The organism is Paenibacillus sp. CAU 1782 (assembly GCF_054551715.1).
Window position 1 is genome coordinate 32954 of sequence record NZ_JBTOLL010000018.1, and the last position, 18173, is coordinate 51126.

At 48.3% G+C, this 18173-nt stretch carries 13 protein-coding genes; 10 read left to right on the forward strand and 3 right to left on the reverse strand.

The features are described from left to right. Positions 1-22 precede the first annotated feature (22 nt). The 10 genes from ACX93W_RS23130 (at position 23) to ACX93W_RS23175 (ending at position 16434) form a co-directional block, all read left to right on the forward strand. On the forward strand, positions 23-2734 hold the full coding sequence (locus ACX93W_RS23130) for a hypothetical protein (RefSeq protein WP_459394746.1): 2712 nt from the start codon (positions 23-25) through the stop codon (positions 2732-2734). A gap of 9 nt (positions 2735-2743) precedes the next feature. Then, a complete protein-coding gene (locus tag ACX93W_RS23135) occupies positions 2744-3829 on the forward strand; it encodes a cell adhesion protein (RefSeq protein WP_459394747.1) in 1086 nt (361 codons plus the stop codon). Positions 3830-3841: 12 nt separating this feature from the next. Next, positions 3842-4708 (forward strand): hypothetical protein, encoded by an 867-nt coding sequence (locus tag ACX93W_RS23140; RefSeq protein WP_459394748.1) that lies wholly within the window; start codon positions 3842-3844, stop codon positions 4706-4708. Between the two features lie 78 nt (positions 4709-4786). Further along, on the forward strand, positions 4787-5881 hold the full coding sequence (locus ACX93W_RS23145) for a hypothetical protein (protein WP_459394749.1): 1095 nt from the start codon (positions 4787-4789) through the stop codon (positions 5879-5881). A gap of 113 nt (positions 5882-5994) precedes the next feature. Next, positions 5995-6456: a hypothetical protein gene (locus ACX93W_RS23150; RefSeq protein WP_459394750.1), complete on the forward strand. Its 462-nt coding sequence runs from the start codon at positions 5995-5997 to the stop codon at positions 6454-6456. Positions 6457-6514: 58 nt separating this feature from the next. Then, entirely contained in the window at positions 6515-7111 is a 597-nt protein-coding gene (locus tag ACX93W_RS23155; protein WP_459394751.1) for a hypothetical protein, read from the forward strand. 12 nt (positions 7112-7123) lie between these two features. Next, entirely contained in the window at positions 7124-8680 is a 1557-nt protein-coding gene (locus tag ACX93W_RS23160) for a hypothetical protein (protein ID WP_459394752.1), read from the forward strand. Between the two features lie 14 nt (positions 8681-8694). Beyond that, on the forward strand, positions 8695-11094 hold the full coding sequence (locus ACX93W_RS23165; RefSeq protein WP_459394753.1) for a hypothetical protein: 2400 nt from the start codon (positions 8695-8697) through the stop codon (positions 11092-11094). A gap of 28 nt (positions 11095-11122) precedes the next feature. Beyond that, a complete protein-coding gene (locus ACX93W_RS23170) occupies positions 11123-16039 on the forward strand; it encodes a DNRLRE domain-containing protein (protein WP_459394754.1) in 4917 nt (1638 codons plus the stop codon). Between the two features lie 98 nt (positions 16040-16137). Then, positions 16138-16434 carry a hypothetical protein gene (locus ACX93W_RS23175; RefSeq protein WP_459394755.1) on the forward strand — a complete coding sequence of 99 codons (297 nt, stop codon included), beginning with the start codon at positions 16138-16140 and terminating at the stop codon, positions 16432-16434. A 104-nt stretch (positions 16435-16538) separates the two neighbouring features. Here ACX93W_RS23175 and ACX93W_RS23180 read toward each other — a convergent pair whose 3' ends face one another. Genes ACX93W_RS23180 through ACX93W_RS23190 form a run of 3 tightly spaced genes read right to left on the reverse strand, consistent with a single transcriptional unit; the run spans position 16539 to position 18147 of the window. Next, entirely contained in the window at positions 16539-16892 is a 354-nt protein-coding gene (locus ACX93W_RS23180; RefSeq protein ID WP_459394804.1) for a thioredoxin family protein, read from the reverse strand. Beyond that, positions 16822-17781, reverse strand: coding sequence for a sigma-70 family RNA polymerase sigma factor (locus tag ACX93W_RS23185; RefSeq protein ID WP_459394756.1), 960 nt, complete (start codon positions 17779-17781; stop codon positions 16822-16824). Before ACX93W_RS23185 ends, ACX93W_RS23180 begins: the two co-directional genes overlap by 71 nt. A gap of 3 nt (positions 17782-17784) precedes the next feature. Continuing rightward, the gene (locus ACX93W_RS23190) at positions 17785-18147 is read right to left on the reverse strand and encodes a hypothetical protein (protein WP_459394757.1); all 363 of its coding nucleotides are present in this window, start codon (positions 18145-18147) and stop codon (positions 17785-17787) included. Positions 18148-18173 lie beyond the last annotated feature (26 nt).

An 18173-nucleotide genomic window follows, 5' to 3' on the forward strand; every position in this document is an offset into this window, starting at 1 on the left:
ACGATAGGGGGGAGGCGGTGACATGCTGAACGGTAATAAATCTTACCTGCTCAGTATCACCGCCCTTTTTTCTAAAAAGGGTTATGGACTGATGCTTGATTTGAACCATTTGGTTGACATAAATAATCAGTATCTGCTGACTGCTCCGGTTAACGGAACGTACAAGGCGTTTATCGAAAAAAACTCCAAAAGCGCAAGGAAAACCCCCGGTAGTGCGACTGGAGCTTTCGGCAAAAGCATTGCCGCCAGCTTTGCGCTGGAGCCTGAGGGCATCGGCCTAGAAACCGTTAAGGCGACCGTTGTTAGCTACCTTAACGATGTTCATGGTTTTTTGTCCGCAGACTACAGCACGCAGCGTTCCCCGATCGCGGATCAAGGCGTTCCTGTAACCATGCATTTAAAGGATCATTTGGTGGCCGAAAGGGATGCAAAAACCGATGGCTGGCTGAGGAAGAGGCTTGATGCTGAAGCCGAAAGCTATGTGAATGCCCGCGATAGGCATCTCCATGCTGCTTCGGGCGGTTTTGAACGGGCGAGAGCCAAAATCAAAGAAATAGATGAAGAAGCCTTTTCCGCCGGGAGATTAGTCACCGATGTTTTGGATATGCCGCGGGTTGATCGTTATGCCGATGCCGATAAGGTCATTGCCGAGTCATGGGAGCCTGCTGGCGAGATATTGGCAGATGATCGTCAGAAACTAGCGTATGGTCCAGGGGCCGTGAGGAGTGCGGTCAATAAAAGCAAGGATTACGAAGACGGGGCCAGGATTGATAAATGGATTGATGGAAAAAGGGATGATTTTTTTCAAGGCGGGGTAGAAATCATTAAGCACTGTCATTCCAAACGGCTAAATGAAATAGCAGACGGGGCCGCAGCTGATTTCATGAGCAAAGGCAGCAAGAGGGAACAGGCAATGGGTGCAAAGGCGCAAGGCCTTGCTGGAGGCGAGTTTACTGCTCCACCGAGCGAGGCTATTTTTGAATGGCTGCATCCCGCCGGTGAAAAAGAGATTGAAGCCAGCCCGGCACAACAGTTTTCAGACACCCATCCTAATACCGCCGGACTTGCTGGAATATCCCGATACACGAGTTCGGAAACCGGAAGCGGAGATAAATCCCAATATTCGTACCTTACGGGAGCAGACAGCCGTTCCGGCGCGGACGGGCGCATGAACGGGGATGAGTTTGCCCAGAACATCAAGCATTTGGTAGCTGGAGATTCGGAAGTGACCAAGGTGGCAAGGTTATTGGAAATTATGTATGGCTCCGAGGTATTTCAGCATATCGAGGCAGGTATTGAAGATATTGTTCACAGCGCGACTCAAGGAGGCTTGTCCCAGGCGGCGGTCACTATGATACGTGATTCTGTGCTGGATCAAATAGGAGAGTCTGCAGGCGGAAACAAAACAGAGGCAGATAGGTTCAATACGGAAACGGCGGAATCGGGGGGCGGCGTTCAATCGGTACGGCACACCCTTCAGCAAAGTCAGTTTGGTGCTAGAAACGAAGCGATTGGGCATGTGGCGGAGCATGGCTATTCGCAATCCCCTTTTGCCGGAATTATGGAAACTCCTGCATTCGGAAACATGTCGGGATCGGGAAAAGAACTGTTTGTTCATGATATGGGCAAGGCAATTGCTGATGCAAATAGCAAATTGGCGAAACGCCATAGGCCTGAGCTTGCAGAAAGCAAGGCGGACTGGATTGGAACGATGGAGAACCCCGGATTTGGCGATTATCAGGACAGATTTGGGAATTATGTTGTACAGCAGACAGAAGTAGCGCAGTATAGGGACTATTTTACGTATCAAAATGAAAATGACATGGCCAAGGCGGGATATATGATGGAGTTTGATGCAGCTAGGCAGGAATTCGAAATGGCATTGGATAGAGACCGGGAGCTAGAGTCAGCAGTCTCCGGAGATACACGGGCTTCCAAGTCATCAAGCTACGAAGCAAGCAGAGAGTTTATTCCATCGGCTAATGGTTCGACGTTCTCCTGGGACGCCATCCTTCATGAAACGGAAAGAAGCGAAGGAGCCTTCCCTGAAGACGAAAGCTTCCTGCACAGACATCATACTGCTAATTGGGCTGAATCGGGCGAAGCTGTTCTCCACCATATGGATAAAAGTCAAGGCGATAGCGTACTCAACGCAGTTAAACACGGGGAAGGCAGCACCCATTTTGGCGATGCAATAATGCCTGCAGCCCTGGAGGAATTGGACAATGGACAGAGTGAAACGCTTCATGACGCGGTTACCCAACATGTCGAAAATTCGGAGAGTGTGGTATCGACGGGCGGAGGAGAGGCGGCATCAACCATTGCAGCTGAAAGCCTGATGCTGACTAGCGGCGCGGATGACGATGGCCTATCATCTGCTGCCCGCCAGAGAAAGAAACTGGAGACGGACATTCAAGAGGTTACCTCCTCCGGCAGGAACCATGCTGTGATGGAGACAGATATACAAGACACCGGTCATACTGCTTATCGTAGACGAAGTGTGCATGAGACGGTGATGTCTCATTCAAGTCAATCTAAACGTATCAAAGAAACGATTGAAACCACAATCGGGGAGGGGCAAGGAGGCAGTCGCCACAAAGTCATCGAGACCGATATTGCGGGTGCGGAAGAAGGCGTGCTGAAGTCGCATCCCGAGAGTAAAAAGTCTCGTCTCTGGCTGATTATGGGCAAGATCGCTTCGTGGAACATCTGGAACTGGAAGAAGACGAGGTAGGTGAGCTAATTGGGTTTATACAAAAATTCAAGCGGGCTTTTGTTTGAAGACGGGTTTGATAGCGGGAGTATTCATGCGCGTTATGTTCTCTCTCCGGCGAATACGGGAGATTTGGATGCGGGCAAGGGGCAATTTGTCCTTCAGCATACCGAAGATGACAATCTGATGTTGTTCGATATACCGGATAACGAATTCAGTCTGCTCTTTGAAGTAACAGCAGATTATGTACCGACCGAATATGGGGATGAAGGCGGGATCGTTGTTTGGAAGGATGGAGAATCGCGTATTGAGTTTCTGGAAAGCATGGACACCGCAACCCGGGAGTACAGCAAATGGCGGGCGCTCCGCAAAGGCAACCGATGGACATTTTTTGCCGATCGCGGCAACGGATGGGAGCTGTTCGATACAGCTTCCATGGTGGCCAGCAAGCTGGGGGTAGCCTTGAAGGGCAAAGCAATAAATGGCTATGATCCAATGCGCATCGATAAAATGGTCCTGTGCAGAAGCGACAAACTTTCTGTTGGCAACCTGCCGGAAGGATACACGGTTTATTTGTGCGATCCTGGCGGACATGCAATTGCTTCCTCGACCGTAGAAAAAAACTGGACTGGAGTAGAACTGAATGTCCCCGAAATGCCTTATCACGGCATTTTAAGAGTTTATGACGGTGATGGAAACTTGGTTTCCAGCTTGGGTGCCTTTGATTTATATGGCGGGGACTCCTATCTGTACGGTACGGAATTGAAAGTTCAATGGAAGGGCAAGGAGCTTAATGTTACAGGAGATACCCACCTCGGAACAATGTACGATAACCAAATCATGATTCAAATGGAATTAATAAATCCCTCCGCAGATAAACCGGCTCGTCAAATCAGGATGGGGATCCTTCAACATCTTGACGAGTTTGGATATGAATGGGTTGATTTATGTCATGATGACGGACTTGATGCTCCTTTGGATCATGTTTCTCCTCTACTTGAATTTCAGGAAGTGCCTCCGCTGGGCAGTGTGAAGTTTTGGATGAAGGTAGAACGGAAGTTTGATCATTTTGGCATTAAACCAATCAGCTTCATATTGGACATCAATCATGTGTAGGGAGGCGGGATCGTGGCAGGAACAAAAATGACGCTAAGGACATACGGGGCAAATCATAAGGCAATTTATTGGGACGATGTTGAAATCATAGTCGACCGGCAATACCTGGACAGTGGCAATGGTTTGCTTATTGACCTTGATCCGTACACTTATGTCCCGGATATCGGCCAACTAGAGGTTCATTTCAATGGACAGCATTTGCTGTCGGGCGGCGGCTACGAAGAAATTGACGAGCGGTCGATTTTACTTGATCTGGGCAGATATCCCGGCAACTACAGCGACCCGGCGCTGGCCGGGCAGGAGGTTCGGCTGAATGCGGGCGATGAAATTCACATTCGGATTTGGAGACTCCAATACATTGAACAGCAGCCCCCTGGCGGATCAAACGGGCTGGATCTTGAATTGTTGAAGCGGCTTGAAGTGGAAATAATCAAGGCTCGAAAATATGGGGATAGTGACGCGCCGCATATTGACCTTGATGCCAGACTTGACTATATCGAACAGCGTGCAGAAAGCAAAACAATGGTGTTTGTTCTGGGCAAGGTCAAGCAAGGCAAGGTGAAAATGGGTTTGCGCTTTCCCTATCAAGGGATCGTGACAGCCGTTCATGCCGACTGCGAGACGCCAGGCGCAACGGAAACGGTAATAGCGATTGAAAAATGCTCCCATCAGGATTTTACATCCGTTCCGGTCTGGACAAACATGTTGGCTGACAGCCTCGTTATTGAAGGAGGGCAGAGGTCCAGCGATACAAGCCAGGCTCCATCTGTTATTTCTGTCGCGAACGTCCAAAAAAATGATCACTACCGATTGAGTATTGAGTCGGCGGGTGATGGAATCGAAGGACTCACCGTTCAATTAGTAGTGAAAGTACTATAATTACGCGTCTTTGTGAGCGGAAACAACCACATTCCTATAATGAGACAGATACCAGAATTGAAAGGAGAAGTGACAGCAATGGCAGGAACAAGAGGCATAGCGAGATTTCGTGGAGAGCAGTTTAACAGCAAAATCATGCGAAACCAACATTTTGACGAAGCCAACAAAATTAGCGAAAACTACATCGATATCGACTTTGCAGCTCACCGTGAAATCCTGGAGAATACAAAAATCGACGTATTTGTTCAGGTAAATGATAAAGAGGTGTCGGGGCTCGACCAGTTGGATGTTACGGCTGATGTTGGAGCCAGACCAGTAGCTGCGGCGATTGATACAGAAGGGGTTGTACTGACCGAGAAGGTTCAAATCCGCCTGACGGGGACGGATTCGCCAATTGGCGATAGCGATTCTGATGTGGTCTATGGACGATTGGAAGAGAACGCGGGAGCTTACTTGCTGAAATTTTACAGCCTGGAGGGCGGAGGGGAGCAGCCGTATACATTCCCGGCAGACGCAAAAGGCATTGATTACCGTTTTGTCGTTCGTACAAGCCTCTCCGTTATTCCGGTTGATGCAATCATTAATGGCGGCGCGGGATTCGTGGAGGGTGCAACGGATGCCAAGGCCTACATGAATCTTATTCAGCTAATGAAAGATTTGTATGGGGCGGCAGGAAAGCTGGACAATGACGGCAACGCAAATCTGGGCGTTTCCGTTCTGCAGCAAATCGCCAACGAAGCACAAAATCGCGCTGAAGCGGACACAGCTATTCGTAATGATTTCGCCAGTACAGCTATAGGCAAAGGGGCAGAACTTGTCGGCGTTATCACCGATCCGGCTTATGCTGGCCTTACCGTACAGGCAGTTCTGTTAGAGCTTGCCGCACGGCTGGAATCTGCTGAAAGCTCGCTGACTATTCTGGAGAAAGAATCAACCCGCGAGGTTTATGAAGCTATCGGCGGTGAAACGGGATATACATTAACCAAAGGAGCGGCACGCCAAAACACGATGTATGTTTACATCAACGGACAGCTCCAGACCCCGGCGATCCATTATGAAAATATTCAGGATAGCGGCGGAAACTATACGGGCATTAATTTTGCGCCGGATACGTTGCAGGTGGCACAAGGAATTCCCGACGTGTTGGATATCAGCTACAAAAAAGTGTTGTAAAGCAGTTCATGGACAGACCTCGATAGGGGTCTGTCTTATTTTTACGCCTGTTCGTTAAGGTATGTGCAGCACTGCTTATATTGGAAGCAACATTGGATATAGGAGGGGATTATATGGCATCGCCATTAGTGCAATGGTACGACATAACAAATGCTACTCAAAAAACGGATTGGCAAATTGGCGTGGTTGACGCCGGCAGCGTCTCCAAGGAACACACGTTTCTTATCTGGAACAACAGGGGGATTAATAGTGATGTTTCTGATATGACTAACTGCACGATTACGACGAAAGACGTTCTTGGCAGCAATACGGGCGAGGTTGTGGTCAATAAGTGGATTGAAGCCCGCGTGGACTCTCTGAATGAAACCGTTTATACGCCAATTGGCGGAACAACGACCAAGCTGGTTCAAGCAGGCGGAGCGGCTGGCGCAGCCCGTATTAAAGGAACGGCGAATAATGGCTCTTTAACAGCTGTTGTGAACTATGCAAAAATATCGCTTCAGGCCAACGTGCCGGCAACCGCAACGGCAGGCAACTTTACATTTCTTACTCGTATTGCCTATCAATTTACGTAACCAGCCATGCCCCACTGTATAGTGGGGCATTTTCACCAATACAATGGGGGGATGTTAGTTGTTTGGAAATCAGGATGTTGTTTCTCCGGTTAGCCAGCCATTCATTTGGGCGGCCGAATATTTAAACGGCAGCTGCTTGCCGGAATTCGATTACAAGACATTAGAGGAAAACGATTACTACAGGATCGATCGCAAAAACCTGCTTAGGTTTGGGCTGGTGGGTAATGGCTCATCGATGTACTTCGAGGTTTACGGCGGCATTTTCAAAATTCTTGGACAGATGCTTGAAGTGTCTTACGTGACAAATGAAAAGTCATACCAGCTTACCGGAAGGGCGATGTTGTACAACGATATTATCACCTACAAGGATGCTGAGTTTCTTTTTAATCCAAGAGTTCAAGGTTCGGGGCAATCGGCGGTCACTCAATTCAATTTTGGCTATAAAACACAGTTTGCGATCGACGGGGTGGATTTCCGCTTTAAAGCCATTTGCCAAATTCCCCTGAATCGTATGGCACGGCTCGATCTGACGGTTACAGCCAGTAGGGATTTGAACGGTCGTCTGGAGATTAAACGTAACGGAAGAAGCGTGGATACCATTGAAGCGCCTCTTAAGAAAAATACAAGCGGGAATATTGCCTGGGAGCTGAGATAAGGAGGTGCAGACATGCGGGAAGCTATTCACCAGCGTACGGCGGCTTCCAAAACCTTCAGTCTGGGCGGCGGACAGTTTCGGACCGAATATTTTTCGTATCCTGTCCATTATTTATGTCCAGACGGGAAGCGCTGGGAGGAGATAGATACAAACATCGTACAGAGCAACGATTGGGAGTTTACTAATGGCGTAACAGCGAATCCGTTCAATACGTACTTTGGTGATAGAACCTCGGAAAACACCCATCTATACGGCGTAGCATTCAAAAATGGGGGAGAGGAGCGATGGATCAACTTCAAGCTGAAGGGGGCGCAGCCGGCATATTCAGAGACATCCGGCAGCTCCTGCCGGTTTGTGGAGTGTTTTGACGGTGTAGACGTTGCTTATGACGTTTTCTCCGATTCCGTAAAAGAGACAATCTGGCTTAAAAAAGAGACACAGCTAAAGGAGTTTGTTTTTACGGTCAAAGTAGGAGGGATGCGGCTTGCCGTAGATTCGGGCGGCTTTTCCATTCAATCGGCAGACGGATGTTATCTATGGAGAATTGATAAGCCGTATATGGAAGATTCGGCAGGTTCCGTAAGCCATGGAGTAGAGTACAGGATTGGGCATGACGGGAGCTATCCTACGTTAGCCGTTGTAGTGACGGATGAAGCCTTTTTGCGGAATGCCGTGTATCCGGTAGGCATAGATCCTTCCATAACTATCGAGGATGGTGAGGGGTTCCGGTATTACCAGAATAGCTCTACACAAGGAGCGGGAATGATGGGGGCGAGCGCAGAGGCGTATCGGCTTAGCTCGTCCATCTATTATTCGGCTTTTGATCAGCTTAAGGCGGATCTGGCAAAGGGCGTTACTTTAGTGAATGCTTATCTCGATTTGTATTGTACCAGTACGACTCCTCCTAACGACGTCCGCTTCGGGAATGGGGGAGCCGTTTTTTATACAATTGCGCAACCTTGGGCGAACGGAACTGCTCCATCCGAATCAAATGGAAGATGGGTGACACAAATTACTACTCCGGGCGCAACGGGGAAATGGCATAGAATTAACCTTTTGAAATTTATCGACACCGGCTTTCATGGTCTGAGGATGGTGGCAGGCGATAACTATACCCGAGCCATATTTGCTTCCCCTGCCCATGCCAATGCAGCTCTAAGACCCAAACTAGTTCTGCAATATTTGTTGAGTCCCGTGTTAGGGTTTCACGACGGTACCGGAATCGGGACCCACTACTACTCGGACGGATATGATAATATCTTCAAGCTCCTGGACTTCGGGACGCTGGTAGCCGGCCAGATATCGCCGCCTGTAAAGGTACACATTAAAAATTTAGCTGGGTTTGAAGTCACCAATCTTAGGATTCTTGTTTCACCGGCGGATTTTCCTGAAAAAACGGCCATCGAGATCAGCCAATTCAATAGTCCATTTATTCCGGAAGATACGATAAGATTTAACGGCGTTTTTGCGGACGGAGATGAAGCGCCATTTTATGTCCGGATTGTCACAAAGGAAGATACCATGCTTGGCGGCGATTTTTATATTTACGCTAAAGCCGATCCGTACTGAGAAGGAGGTGCAGCATGGCTAATATCGGAGATATTTTGACAGAACCGGAGAGGGGATGGACAAGGTTTGATGCAGACGATAACACGTCCAGAAGAGGAGCGGGGTGGCAAACCACCAGCTCCCGCTTGTTCACTGGCGGTTCCGTATACTTTACAACAGTCATTGGAAGCTATTTGGTTTTTCAATTTCGAGGCAGCCGCTTCAGGCTGATCTCCGAATTCCATTCGCAGTATGACTCAAATGTGGAGCTTATGGTCAATGGCGGGCCAGCCGAATACTTCTCGATTAATGATAATAAAACCTATCAGCCCTTTAGTCTGGCTTATGAAAAAACGGAGCTTGAGGATACCGTGCATACTGTAACGATTAAGATGACGAGCGGAACGTTTATGCACGTCGATGCCATTGACCTTGGAGTCGAAGGCGAGATGCTTCCCGTTCCGGTGCTTATCGGAGATATTCTCAGCGAGCCGCAGCGCGGATGGCTACGGGTGGACAGCGAAAATCCCTACTATGCCTATCTTGGCACGGGTTGGACGGTTGGCACTAATGCCGCGTACTACGGAGGTTCCCGTTATCAATCTGCCAACAATACGCTTGATTGCGCTTTAAGGTTTGTATTCAAGGGCAGCAAGCTGAGGCTTATTTCATCTTATTCTCCCGGCTTTTCCAGCCAGCTTGAAATGTCCATTGATGGTCATACGGAGCCATTTAGTCTTTCCTATGCTAACGCCAATAGGGTCATGGCTTACGAAAAAACAGGATTGGCAGATACGGAGCACACGGTAGAGATAAGAAAACTGGCCAATGGAGGATCCAATCCGGACTTTACGTTTGATGCCGTCGATATCGATGAAGACGGCTATATCAAGTGTATTCAGGGCTCCCAGCTCATTGTTCCGGAGAATGGATGGCGCAGGTTTGACGATATGGATCCAGGACTGACCTATTCCGGACCGTGGACAACTTCGGCTGTTGATGCCTCCAACAGGTATGGGGGTGCCTTTAGATACAGCACAAATCCTGACGCCGCGCTTAACTTTACATTTTATGGATCACAACTTCGCGTTATAGCCTACAGGGAACTTGCCGCATCAAACGATGTCGTCATCACGATTGATGATCAAGAATACCGGTACAGCAACTGGGGGAGCGTCTCCGCATTCAACAACGCCTTTGAAATCATGGGACTTGAACTGGGCGAACATGTTGTAACCATAAGCACCGCTATTTCGGGAAAGCAGATTAACGTAGATGCCATCGATATCGATGAACCAGGTTATCTGGTTTCGCCGGTCAACTATCCTGCGACTGGCGGCGAATTGCGCTACTCGATTGCCGAAATGAAGATAGGCGACTTTATTCCTTGCGGCTATCGGACTGCCACTCCCAATACAGCCGGTATGTTTTATCGGCTAGGATCGCAGGACAAGGAAGCAGAACTGCCTCTCGAGCCAGCAACGGTCCCTTACGGTTTTTTCTACTTTATTAAGGTGGATGAGGGAGTTTTGATTGCTGACCGTCCTATTCAGCATGGAGTGTCATGGCTGGTGCTTAACAACTCCCTCTATACTCATGGAACCAAGCTGACGGCGGCGGATAATCCAATTATGACTTCCAATATCCATCCATATGGAGTGGCTTCAGCAAGCTCGACATATAGCAAGGACTATGAACCGTATATGGCATTTGACGGTAAGGATGCTGCTTACGGCTGGCTGACAAAAACAGGCGAAAAATCAGGTTGGCTGGAATATGAATTTCCGCTTCCTGTCATCATTCAGAAGTATTCGCTTAAAGCGCCAACTACAACTACGACCATCATGCCGAGTCAGTGGACGTTAGAGGCGTGGGATGGAGCCAAGTGGATTGTGCTGGATGCCAGGGCCAAGCAAGGCTGGCTTTCCTATGAAGAGTGCGACTATGTGTTTGGCAACATCACTCCGTACAAAAGATACCGCCTTTATATAGAAGCGAATGACGGCCATGCAAACTTTTCAGGCATTGGAGAACTGCGACTGTATAAAGAGCCAGCCAGAACAAGGATCAGAATGTTGAGTGGAGGCATTGCATTTGCGGACAGCCAAGGAAATTCATCAAGCTCTAACAGGGGAGTTGGCATTTATCCTGTTCATAATGAGTGGGACCTGTACCTTGGCAAAGGAGCCTTTTCCAAGCCAGAGTATTCTGACGGGGAGACAGTATGGCGATTTTCCGGCGTAGATGCAGAGTGGACGCAAGACACGGTTCGTTCAGGGGTTAGCTCTCTTGGCACCGGTTTTGATACTTCCGGAAACGGTCGCACAATTAGGGGGAAGGGCGCGTACGACAATGTTTACTGGAGTGTAGCGGGGACCTACACGACACAAGGAAAAATCGGGTTTAGACCCATCGTGGAATATGACTTTGATTAGGCTCAATACAATGAGAGCAGGTGTCTGAATGCTTTACGAACTGACATTAAGGGACGGTACGGGAGGCACAACGGGCCAAACCGTATACACCGCAAGAAACGGAATCGTTGTCACAAGCAGTGCTGGAGTCTACGCAAACGCAAACTACTACTATATGGGCTACCTGTTTGATGGAGTGGACGATAACTCGTGGGCAACTAATTACTGGCTGACGGCAGGCGGGAGCAGCGTAACGCTTGACTTCGATTTTAACAGCATTCTGCCGAAATTAAATCATATTCATAAAATGATCCTTTACCCGCGTACAAGGGATGACACCATATCCGATTACCGTATTATGGGCTCTGACAACAAAGCGCTTTGGACTGAATTAGTACCGCGGGTAATCAATACCTACGCAGATACCCCGTATGGTACCGCAAGGGAACATGAGTTAAACCGGAAATTCCGCTATATCCGAGTGGAACTCTATCAAAAAGGCAACTGGGGCGTAACGATGAATGGTATCCGGATCATTGCGGATGTGACGGATGATTATACCGACACTTCTCTTGGTCAAGCCTATTCCAAGCCCGATAATGGCTGGAGACGCATTGAAGATACGTCACCTGCCATTAACTACAAGGTCAAAAACCAGGAGGGAAGCATTCACTACAATGCGGAAGAAATCAGCTTCTCTTTTGTAGGAGAAAGGCTCAGGCTGGTGTATCAGTACAATTGGGGAAATAACGGCGATATTGTTTATATTGACGGTACACCTTACCAGACGACAAAAATAAATGCCGGATCGCCATCCCTCGCGTTTAATATCACAGGCCTAGCCTACGGGGAGCATGACGTTGTTATCAAAACGTATGCAGGCAATGAAAAGTATTCAAGGTTCGATGCGCTCGAACTGGATGCCCGGGGATTTCTGCCTGCTGCGCTAGGCGTGCAAATGCTGGCGCCTGAACCGGGATGGCAAAGGGTGAACGATGACAGGCTCTCTTTTCCAAATGGATATATTGTATACAATACGACTTCGATTGTATCAAACATGTATGGCGGTCAATCCAGCGTATTGACTCCCGCTCATGGACATAACAAAATAGTGGTTAAGTTTTTCGGTACCAGATTGCGTATTCTTGCTTGCACGTATCCCGGTCGTAATGATCGTATAAGAATTAGAATCGACAATGGCAAAGAAGATTTTTTTAGAAGCGACTACTCAACGGCCAACATCGGTCAGGTGGTCGTGTATGAGAAATGGTCATTGGAAAAAGGGGTTCACCAAGCGGTTATTGATTTTGGAGATCCGGCCCCCGCAAGCGGAGGGCAGTTTTTTATAGATGCCATCGACATTGATGACGATGGATACATCTTGAACGAGGTTGGGCAATCCGTGCCTGTACCAGAGCCGGGATGGAAGCGTTACAGGAATGATCATCCGTCTTTTTCCTACCTTCATTTCTCCAATGGATGGGGGGTTAATGCCAATGCATACGGGGGTGTCATCTCCTATGATACGGCAACGCCAAACGCCAAAATTTCCTTTAAATTCAAAGGAACGAAGCTTCGAATCCTATCCGCTTGCAACACGTCTGCCACCAGGGGCAATAACATTATCACTGTGGACGGAGTCCCCCATACCTACACCGAGATTGGACAATTACGTTATACCGTCCTCCAGTTTGAGATTACAGGCCTGGAGGATAAGGAGCACACTGTTGAAATAACCAAGGCAGAGAATAAATATTTGAGCCTGGAAGCCGTTGATATCGACGAGAACGGCCGGCTGATGCACGTTAGGGAGGTTTTGAGTCAATCCGGGATGAGGGTAGGCGACAGAATCCGTTGCCACTACGAATGTACGTATCCGAATACGGTGGGTACGTTCTCTGATATGGGCGAAGAGACAAGCGAGTTTCTTCCCAAGGCCGGAACAGCTCTATTGCCCAATGGGGATTTTTATTTAATCGCCGTTGAAGAGGACCGTTTGGGGCGAGTCAAGTTAATCGCCGACCGTAATATTCAAGGGGGCATTACATGGAGAGCGCTGAATGATGCCGGCTTGGTAACAGGAAAAATGCTGGAAGGTGTGCCGGGAAAAACATTAGTACCGACGGTTACGCCTATGACGTCCAGTGAAGGCAGCGGGGTTACGCTTACTCGCAGCGGGGTCCTTCAGAGTCAGTACGAAGCATGGAAGATGTTTAATGGCGATGATTCCACCAGTGAGAGCAATAGGTGGATAGCTCCCCACCCGGCGCCCTGCTGGATGATTCTTTCCTATAACCGACCCAGGATTATTAAAGCCTATTCGGTATTATCGCGCATATACAACGAAGCGGCGCCTACAGCATGGGAAATACAAGGAAGCCACAACGGCACCGAATGGCAAGTGCTTGACTCCCAAACCAATGTAACCGGACTGACGGAGATGAGGATGTTCGAACTATCCAATCATACGCCGTTTTTATTTTACCGGTGGCTTATTACGGCTAACAATGGTTATACGGGGTGGTATTTTTCCAGTGTTGATGCAATGCAGCTATATGAGGAAGCAACTTCAAACGTAACAGCTTTTGTTCGTCTGCCCACAGGCGGAGTAGGGGTTGCTGATAAGGACAACGACTGGGAGAATTACGTCGTCAGGTCAGACTTGGATGGCACTTCCAATCCCGGCGACAACAAAGTGTGGAATTGGAGCAATTGGTGGTCGCAAACTCTTAATACGCATAGTGCGATAGGAAACCGGACTGTGCGAGGTTACACGGGGGCAACAGGTTTAGGTGCTATATCAACAACAGATTTAGCTGCCGTAAATACAGGTTTCCGCCCTGTTTTTCTAGTGGCAGCCAGTGAAAAGGGAAATAACGCCCTCCTATGTGAGCTATTCGTAAGACCGCGGAGAGATCTTGCATCCAGACTGCACGTTTACCGCAATGATACGTTAGACACGTATTATAAATCTAACTATACAGACGTTACATTACCAGTGACTGCATCCAATTGGATGGGTTATGCATTAGAGGTTTCAAGTATTTATGCGGCTGACCACCCTCCATGGCATATGTTGAATAACGCCACTACCGGTGCCGGGTGGGCGCTCAAATCAGGAGATAGGACAGGCTGGTTTATCTTTGACTATGGCCAACCGCTTTGTGTTGCAGGCTACGGGATCGGCGCAAGAGTGACTTACCAGGCGCAAACCCCGCGCGACTGGACATTTTATGGAAGCAATGACAAGCGGAATTGGACATTGCTGGATACGGCCTCAAACCTGGCAGTATGGGGAAGCGGCGAATTACGGAAGTTTGAATTGCACGGCGACGCCAACGGACAGACCTTCAGATTTTTCAAGATGGACTTTGGGAATTCATTGACGGGGACCCAACTTGCCATTCAGGAATTCGAGTTATATGAAGGGTACAGGGATTCCGTGGAGCAGCGGAAAAGCTTTATTGACGTTCCATTTATAGATGATGTATTCTCCGCTATTACCGTAAAACCTCACGGCAGAATGAAAGCGCGAGTGGCAGTCGCGCCGGTTTATGTCGAACATCTTCCATCGGGTATCCAGGTGAAGTGGACATCGGATTTGGCGAGTCATATGGCCGTACCTGTCTATGGCAGAATGCTGGGCACGTTTTCGGTTATGCCGCCGCCTATTGTTGAAGTAAACCTGACTCCCGTCAAGGATGCTTTTGTCCGATCTAACGTTCCGCGTTTAAACTACGGAGAAGAGCAAGAGATAATCGTTGGCCGTATGATGGACGGCGAGGACTTTAATGCTCTAATCCAGTTTGATATCGCTACAATTCCTGCGGGACAGCGATTGAAAAGCGCAAAGCTTCAATTGTATGCCGAACAGACAAGCATGGCAGGAACGCCGATAGGACTCTATGAAGTGGAGACAGACTGGGCGGAAGTAGGCGTTACTTGGGCAAGTATGCCTGCTTATGGTGTAAAGTTTGCCGAACTTGGCGTCGACAAAGCCAAGGCGTACGTAGAGGTTGACGTGTTAGATAAGGTTCAGGGGTGGTACAACGGTGCGTCAGTCAACAACGGCATCTTGTTAAAGCCGGAGCAGCAAACCTCCGATGTTTATGCCCGTTTTGGCACTCGCGAACGAGGTGCTGGCTTCAGGCCAAAGCTGATTGTGCAATACGATGATCCCAAGGTAGCCAGTGCGGGTTACTCCGACTTAATGGGAGCCATGGTCTCCCGGCAAAACAAGTCGAGGGATATTAGAACAGCCATTACAATCAAAAGCACATGGGACAAAAAAGATCTTCAGGGCAACCTTCGCGTGTTGAACCCAATGATGCTGGAGTCGTATGTGACTGTACGTCGTGAAAATATGCATTCCTATATGACGATTAAACGCAGGGATGAGCACAGACTTCCCTCGGACATAACTATAAGGTCAAGGCGTGAGAATGTTTTGACTTCCGCAATCTCCGTATCCAGGGATTTTATGGGCGGCGGCCTTACGATACGGCGGAATGGGGATTATATACTAACTTCTGCCATAACAATACGTCGTTCGGAAGTATCGGACGTGCATTCAGACATCGGCGTCAGCAGATTGAATTGCGTGGGGACTATCATTATCGTATCCAGCTCTGTTATTCCGTCATTCATCACTGTTGTTGGGGAAGAGCGGAGTGATATGCCGAGCACCATTGTCGCAAGGCAAACAGACAGCAAAGATGTAACCGGAATGATAGATGTATGGGCTGGCAGTCTGCTAGAGAGCAGCATTACGATCAAATCCGGCTATATTGCTTCAAGCCTCGTTGTGCCATTTAAAGGCGACAGAGATTTGCGGACTTCGATAAGGGTCAGCGAGAGGTTTGCCGGAGACTTGACTTCGATGCTGGAGGTCATTCAAGGCTCAGGCCTCCCTTGTTTCATTACTGTGGAAATCTATGAGGATGGAACGTATGCGTTTATTATGTGACGGCGGCCCCTGCTATTCGGCAGGGGTTATTTTTTAGCCCAACATGCTTATATTGTTGTTGTATAGGGTGCAGCAAATAGTCATAGGAAGTGATAAAAATGGACACGGGAGCAATCACGGCGATTATTGGCGGAGTTGTTTCTGTTATCACGGGCGTAATCGGATACGCAAGCGGTAAGAGCAACAACAAAATGACAGATAGGGAACTTCTGTCCAAGGACGAGCAGACATTCAGGGCCGGTTTGTTGGAACGGCTTGCTGCCTATGAAGATAAGATTGATAAGCTTAGCAACGAGGTTGTCACTCTGCGTAACGAGAACCTGGAGCTGATTAACGAAAATCGGTTATTAAATGATAAGGTGGAGCAGCTGGTATCTCAATTAACAACGGCTTAATAGGTAACGTACTGCTAAAAAGCCGGGCATGGCCGAGCCGGAATAACAAAAAGGGGCGTCCGTAATTGGAGGCTCCTTTTTGCATGTTGGGTATTCCCTTATGATTACACCAAATAGCCGCTGATGTATTCATTTAATTGGTGCAGCCAATTGTCAATGTCCTTCTTGGCCAACGCGCTGCTGAAACGCCCCAGCTCCTTGTTGCCAAAGAGCACGACTACAGTCGGGATAAACTTGATATCGGGATGCTGGGATGGATTGTAGGCAATCTTGGACACAATGATGTTGGCTCTTTCTTGTTCGATCTTTTCAAGGGTTTTCGCGAACCGCCGGCAATGACCGCAAGAGTCGCCGAAGTAGAATTTAAGAGATAAGGGATGCATAGATTTATGCCCCTTTTTGAGTCGCTTTTTGGCGAATGTAGTACAAAATCCTGGTTGTATAATTCTTAGGATCATAACCGCATATTTCAAGAAGCTCTGTAATATCGTCGATACAAAGGAGTTTGTTCCGCTCTCTGGTTTCCTGGGCGATAATAGATATCTCCTGTTCGTATTTGGAAGCTGTCGCGTCTCTCTCGCCCCGCAAGCTGGCTTGCTGATTTTCGATTTTTGCCCGAATTTTATGGAATGTCCTGTTTATTGTCATTGGGTAAACATTAAGGCGTTCAGCAATTTGTGAGTTAGTGTAGTTGTCATCTTCCAGGACCAGGCGCATGACCATTTTTTCAAAGTCAGTAAAAATCGGGTCGTTCAGCAATTGCTGGACGTAAATGCGATTGGTGACCTCCTCCTCAATATTGCGCCGTTCCTTATCAGCTATCTCGAAGCTTTCCAATGCATCATAATGTTCAAGTTCGTCGCTGAACATAGCGATCTCCCGATAACGTTCAACGGATACATTGAGCAGCCCGGCCATCTCCCGCTCCGCCGGCCGATACCCCAGCGTATCTTCAATCTCGGCCATTCTCTTGATCAATTCGACGGCGCCGCGGCTAAGACGCACGGACTGGGAGTCGCTATAGAGCAGATGGTTGATCTCCCATAGAATGGGGCGGACGACATACGTAGTGAATTTTATGCCTCTATCAAAATTGAAGTCTTTTATTGCGGTCAAGATTCCGATGCATGCATGTTGGTAGAGCTCTTCCTCGGAAACGCGAAACTTTGCGGTAAGCTCCTCAATGCCCCCTTTAAAGTGCATAATAATGGAGAAAATAAAGTCGCGGTTTGCTTTTAGGAAGTCGCCCATAAGCTGGTTATCCATCTTGCAGGCTTTTAGGAGTTCAATGTTGTGCATGTCCCTTGTTCCGTTTTGTCGCAGCTTTAAATAATTTGCGCTTAACATTGCTTACTCCACCTCAAACTTTCCGCGATTTCGGATCAAATTCAGAAAGTCTGCCGTTTCATCCGTAGAGATAGCAAAATGAAATTCTTCCGTGCCTTTCTCGCTTGGATTTTTGAGGCCTTCAGCGGTAAGCATCAGCAACAGCTTTTCGCAAAGAGCAATCTTGCTCTGAAGCGGTTCGACAGCAGAATCGCGCCATGCGTTAACCGCATCAATCCGGGCTTGCAATCGGCTAACCTCTGCATCCGCGGCATGGTGAATTTCTGAAATGTTCTTTCGAGTTTCGATCAAATCGCAAATATAGCGGGTGGTATTGTCCTTGTTTGACATCATGCCAGCCCATTCCGTAGTATTAAAAATATTCATATAACCCAACTCCTCTTGGCTCTTGC

Excerpts from the sequence above, each read along its gene's own strand:
- ACX93W_RS23130 (WP_459394746.1), top strand. The coding sequence starts at position 23 with ATGCTGAACGGTAATAAATCTTACCTGCTCAGTATCACCGCCCTTTTT.
- ACX93W_RS23145 (WP_459394749.1), top strand. The coding sequence starts at position 4,787 with ATGGCAGGAACAAGAGGCATAGCGAGATTTCGTGGAGAGCAGTTTAAC.
- ACX93W_RS23150 (WP_459394750.1), top strand. The coding sequence starts at position 5,995 with ATGGCATCGCCATTAGTGCAATGGTACGACATAACAAATGCTACTCAA.
- ACX93W_RS23160 (WP_459394752.1), top strand. The coding sequence starts at position 7,124 with ATGCGGGAAGCTATTCACCAGCGTACGGCGGCTTCCAAAACCTTCAGT.
- ACX93W_RS23165 (WP_459394753.1), top strand. The coding sequence starts at position 8,695 with ATGGCTAATATCGGAGATATTTTGACAGAACCGGAGAGGGGATGGACA.
- ACX93W_RS23170 (WP_459394754.1), top strand. The coding sequence starts at position 11,123 with ATGCTTTACGAACTGACATTAAGGGACGGTACGGGAGGCACAACGGGC.
- ACX93W_RS23175 (WP_459394755.1), top strand. The coding sequence starts at position 16,138 with ATGGACACGGGAGCAATCACGGCGATTATTGGCGGAGTTGTTTCTGTT.
- ACX93W_RS23180 (WP_459394804.1), bottom strand. The coding sequence starts at position 16,892 with ATGATCCTAAGAATTATACAACCAGGATTTTGTACTACATTCGCCAAA.
- ACX93W_RS23185 (WP_459394756.1), bottom strand. The coding sequence starts at position 17,781 with ATGTTAAGCGCAAATTATTTAAAGCTGCGACAAAACGGAACAAGGGAC.
- ACX93W_RS23190 (WP_459394757.1), bottom strand. The coding sequence starts at position 18,147 with ATGAATATTTTTAATACTACGGAATGGGCTGGCATGATGTCAAACAAG.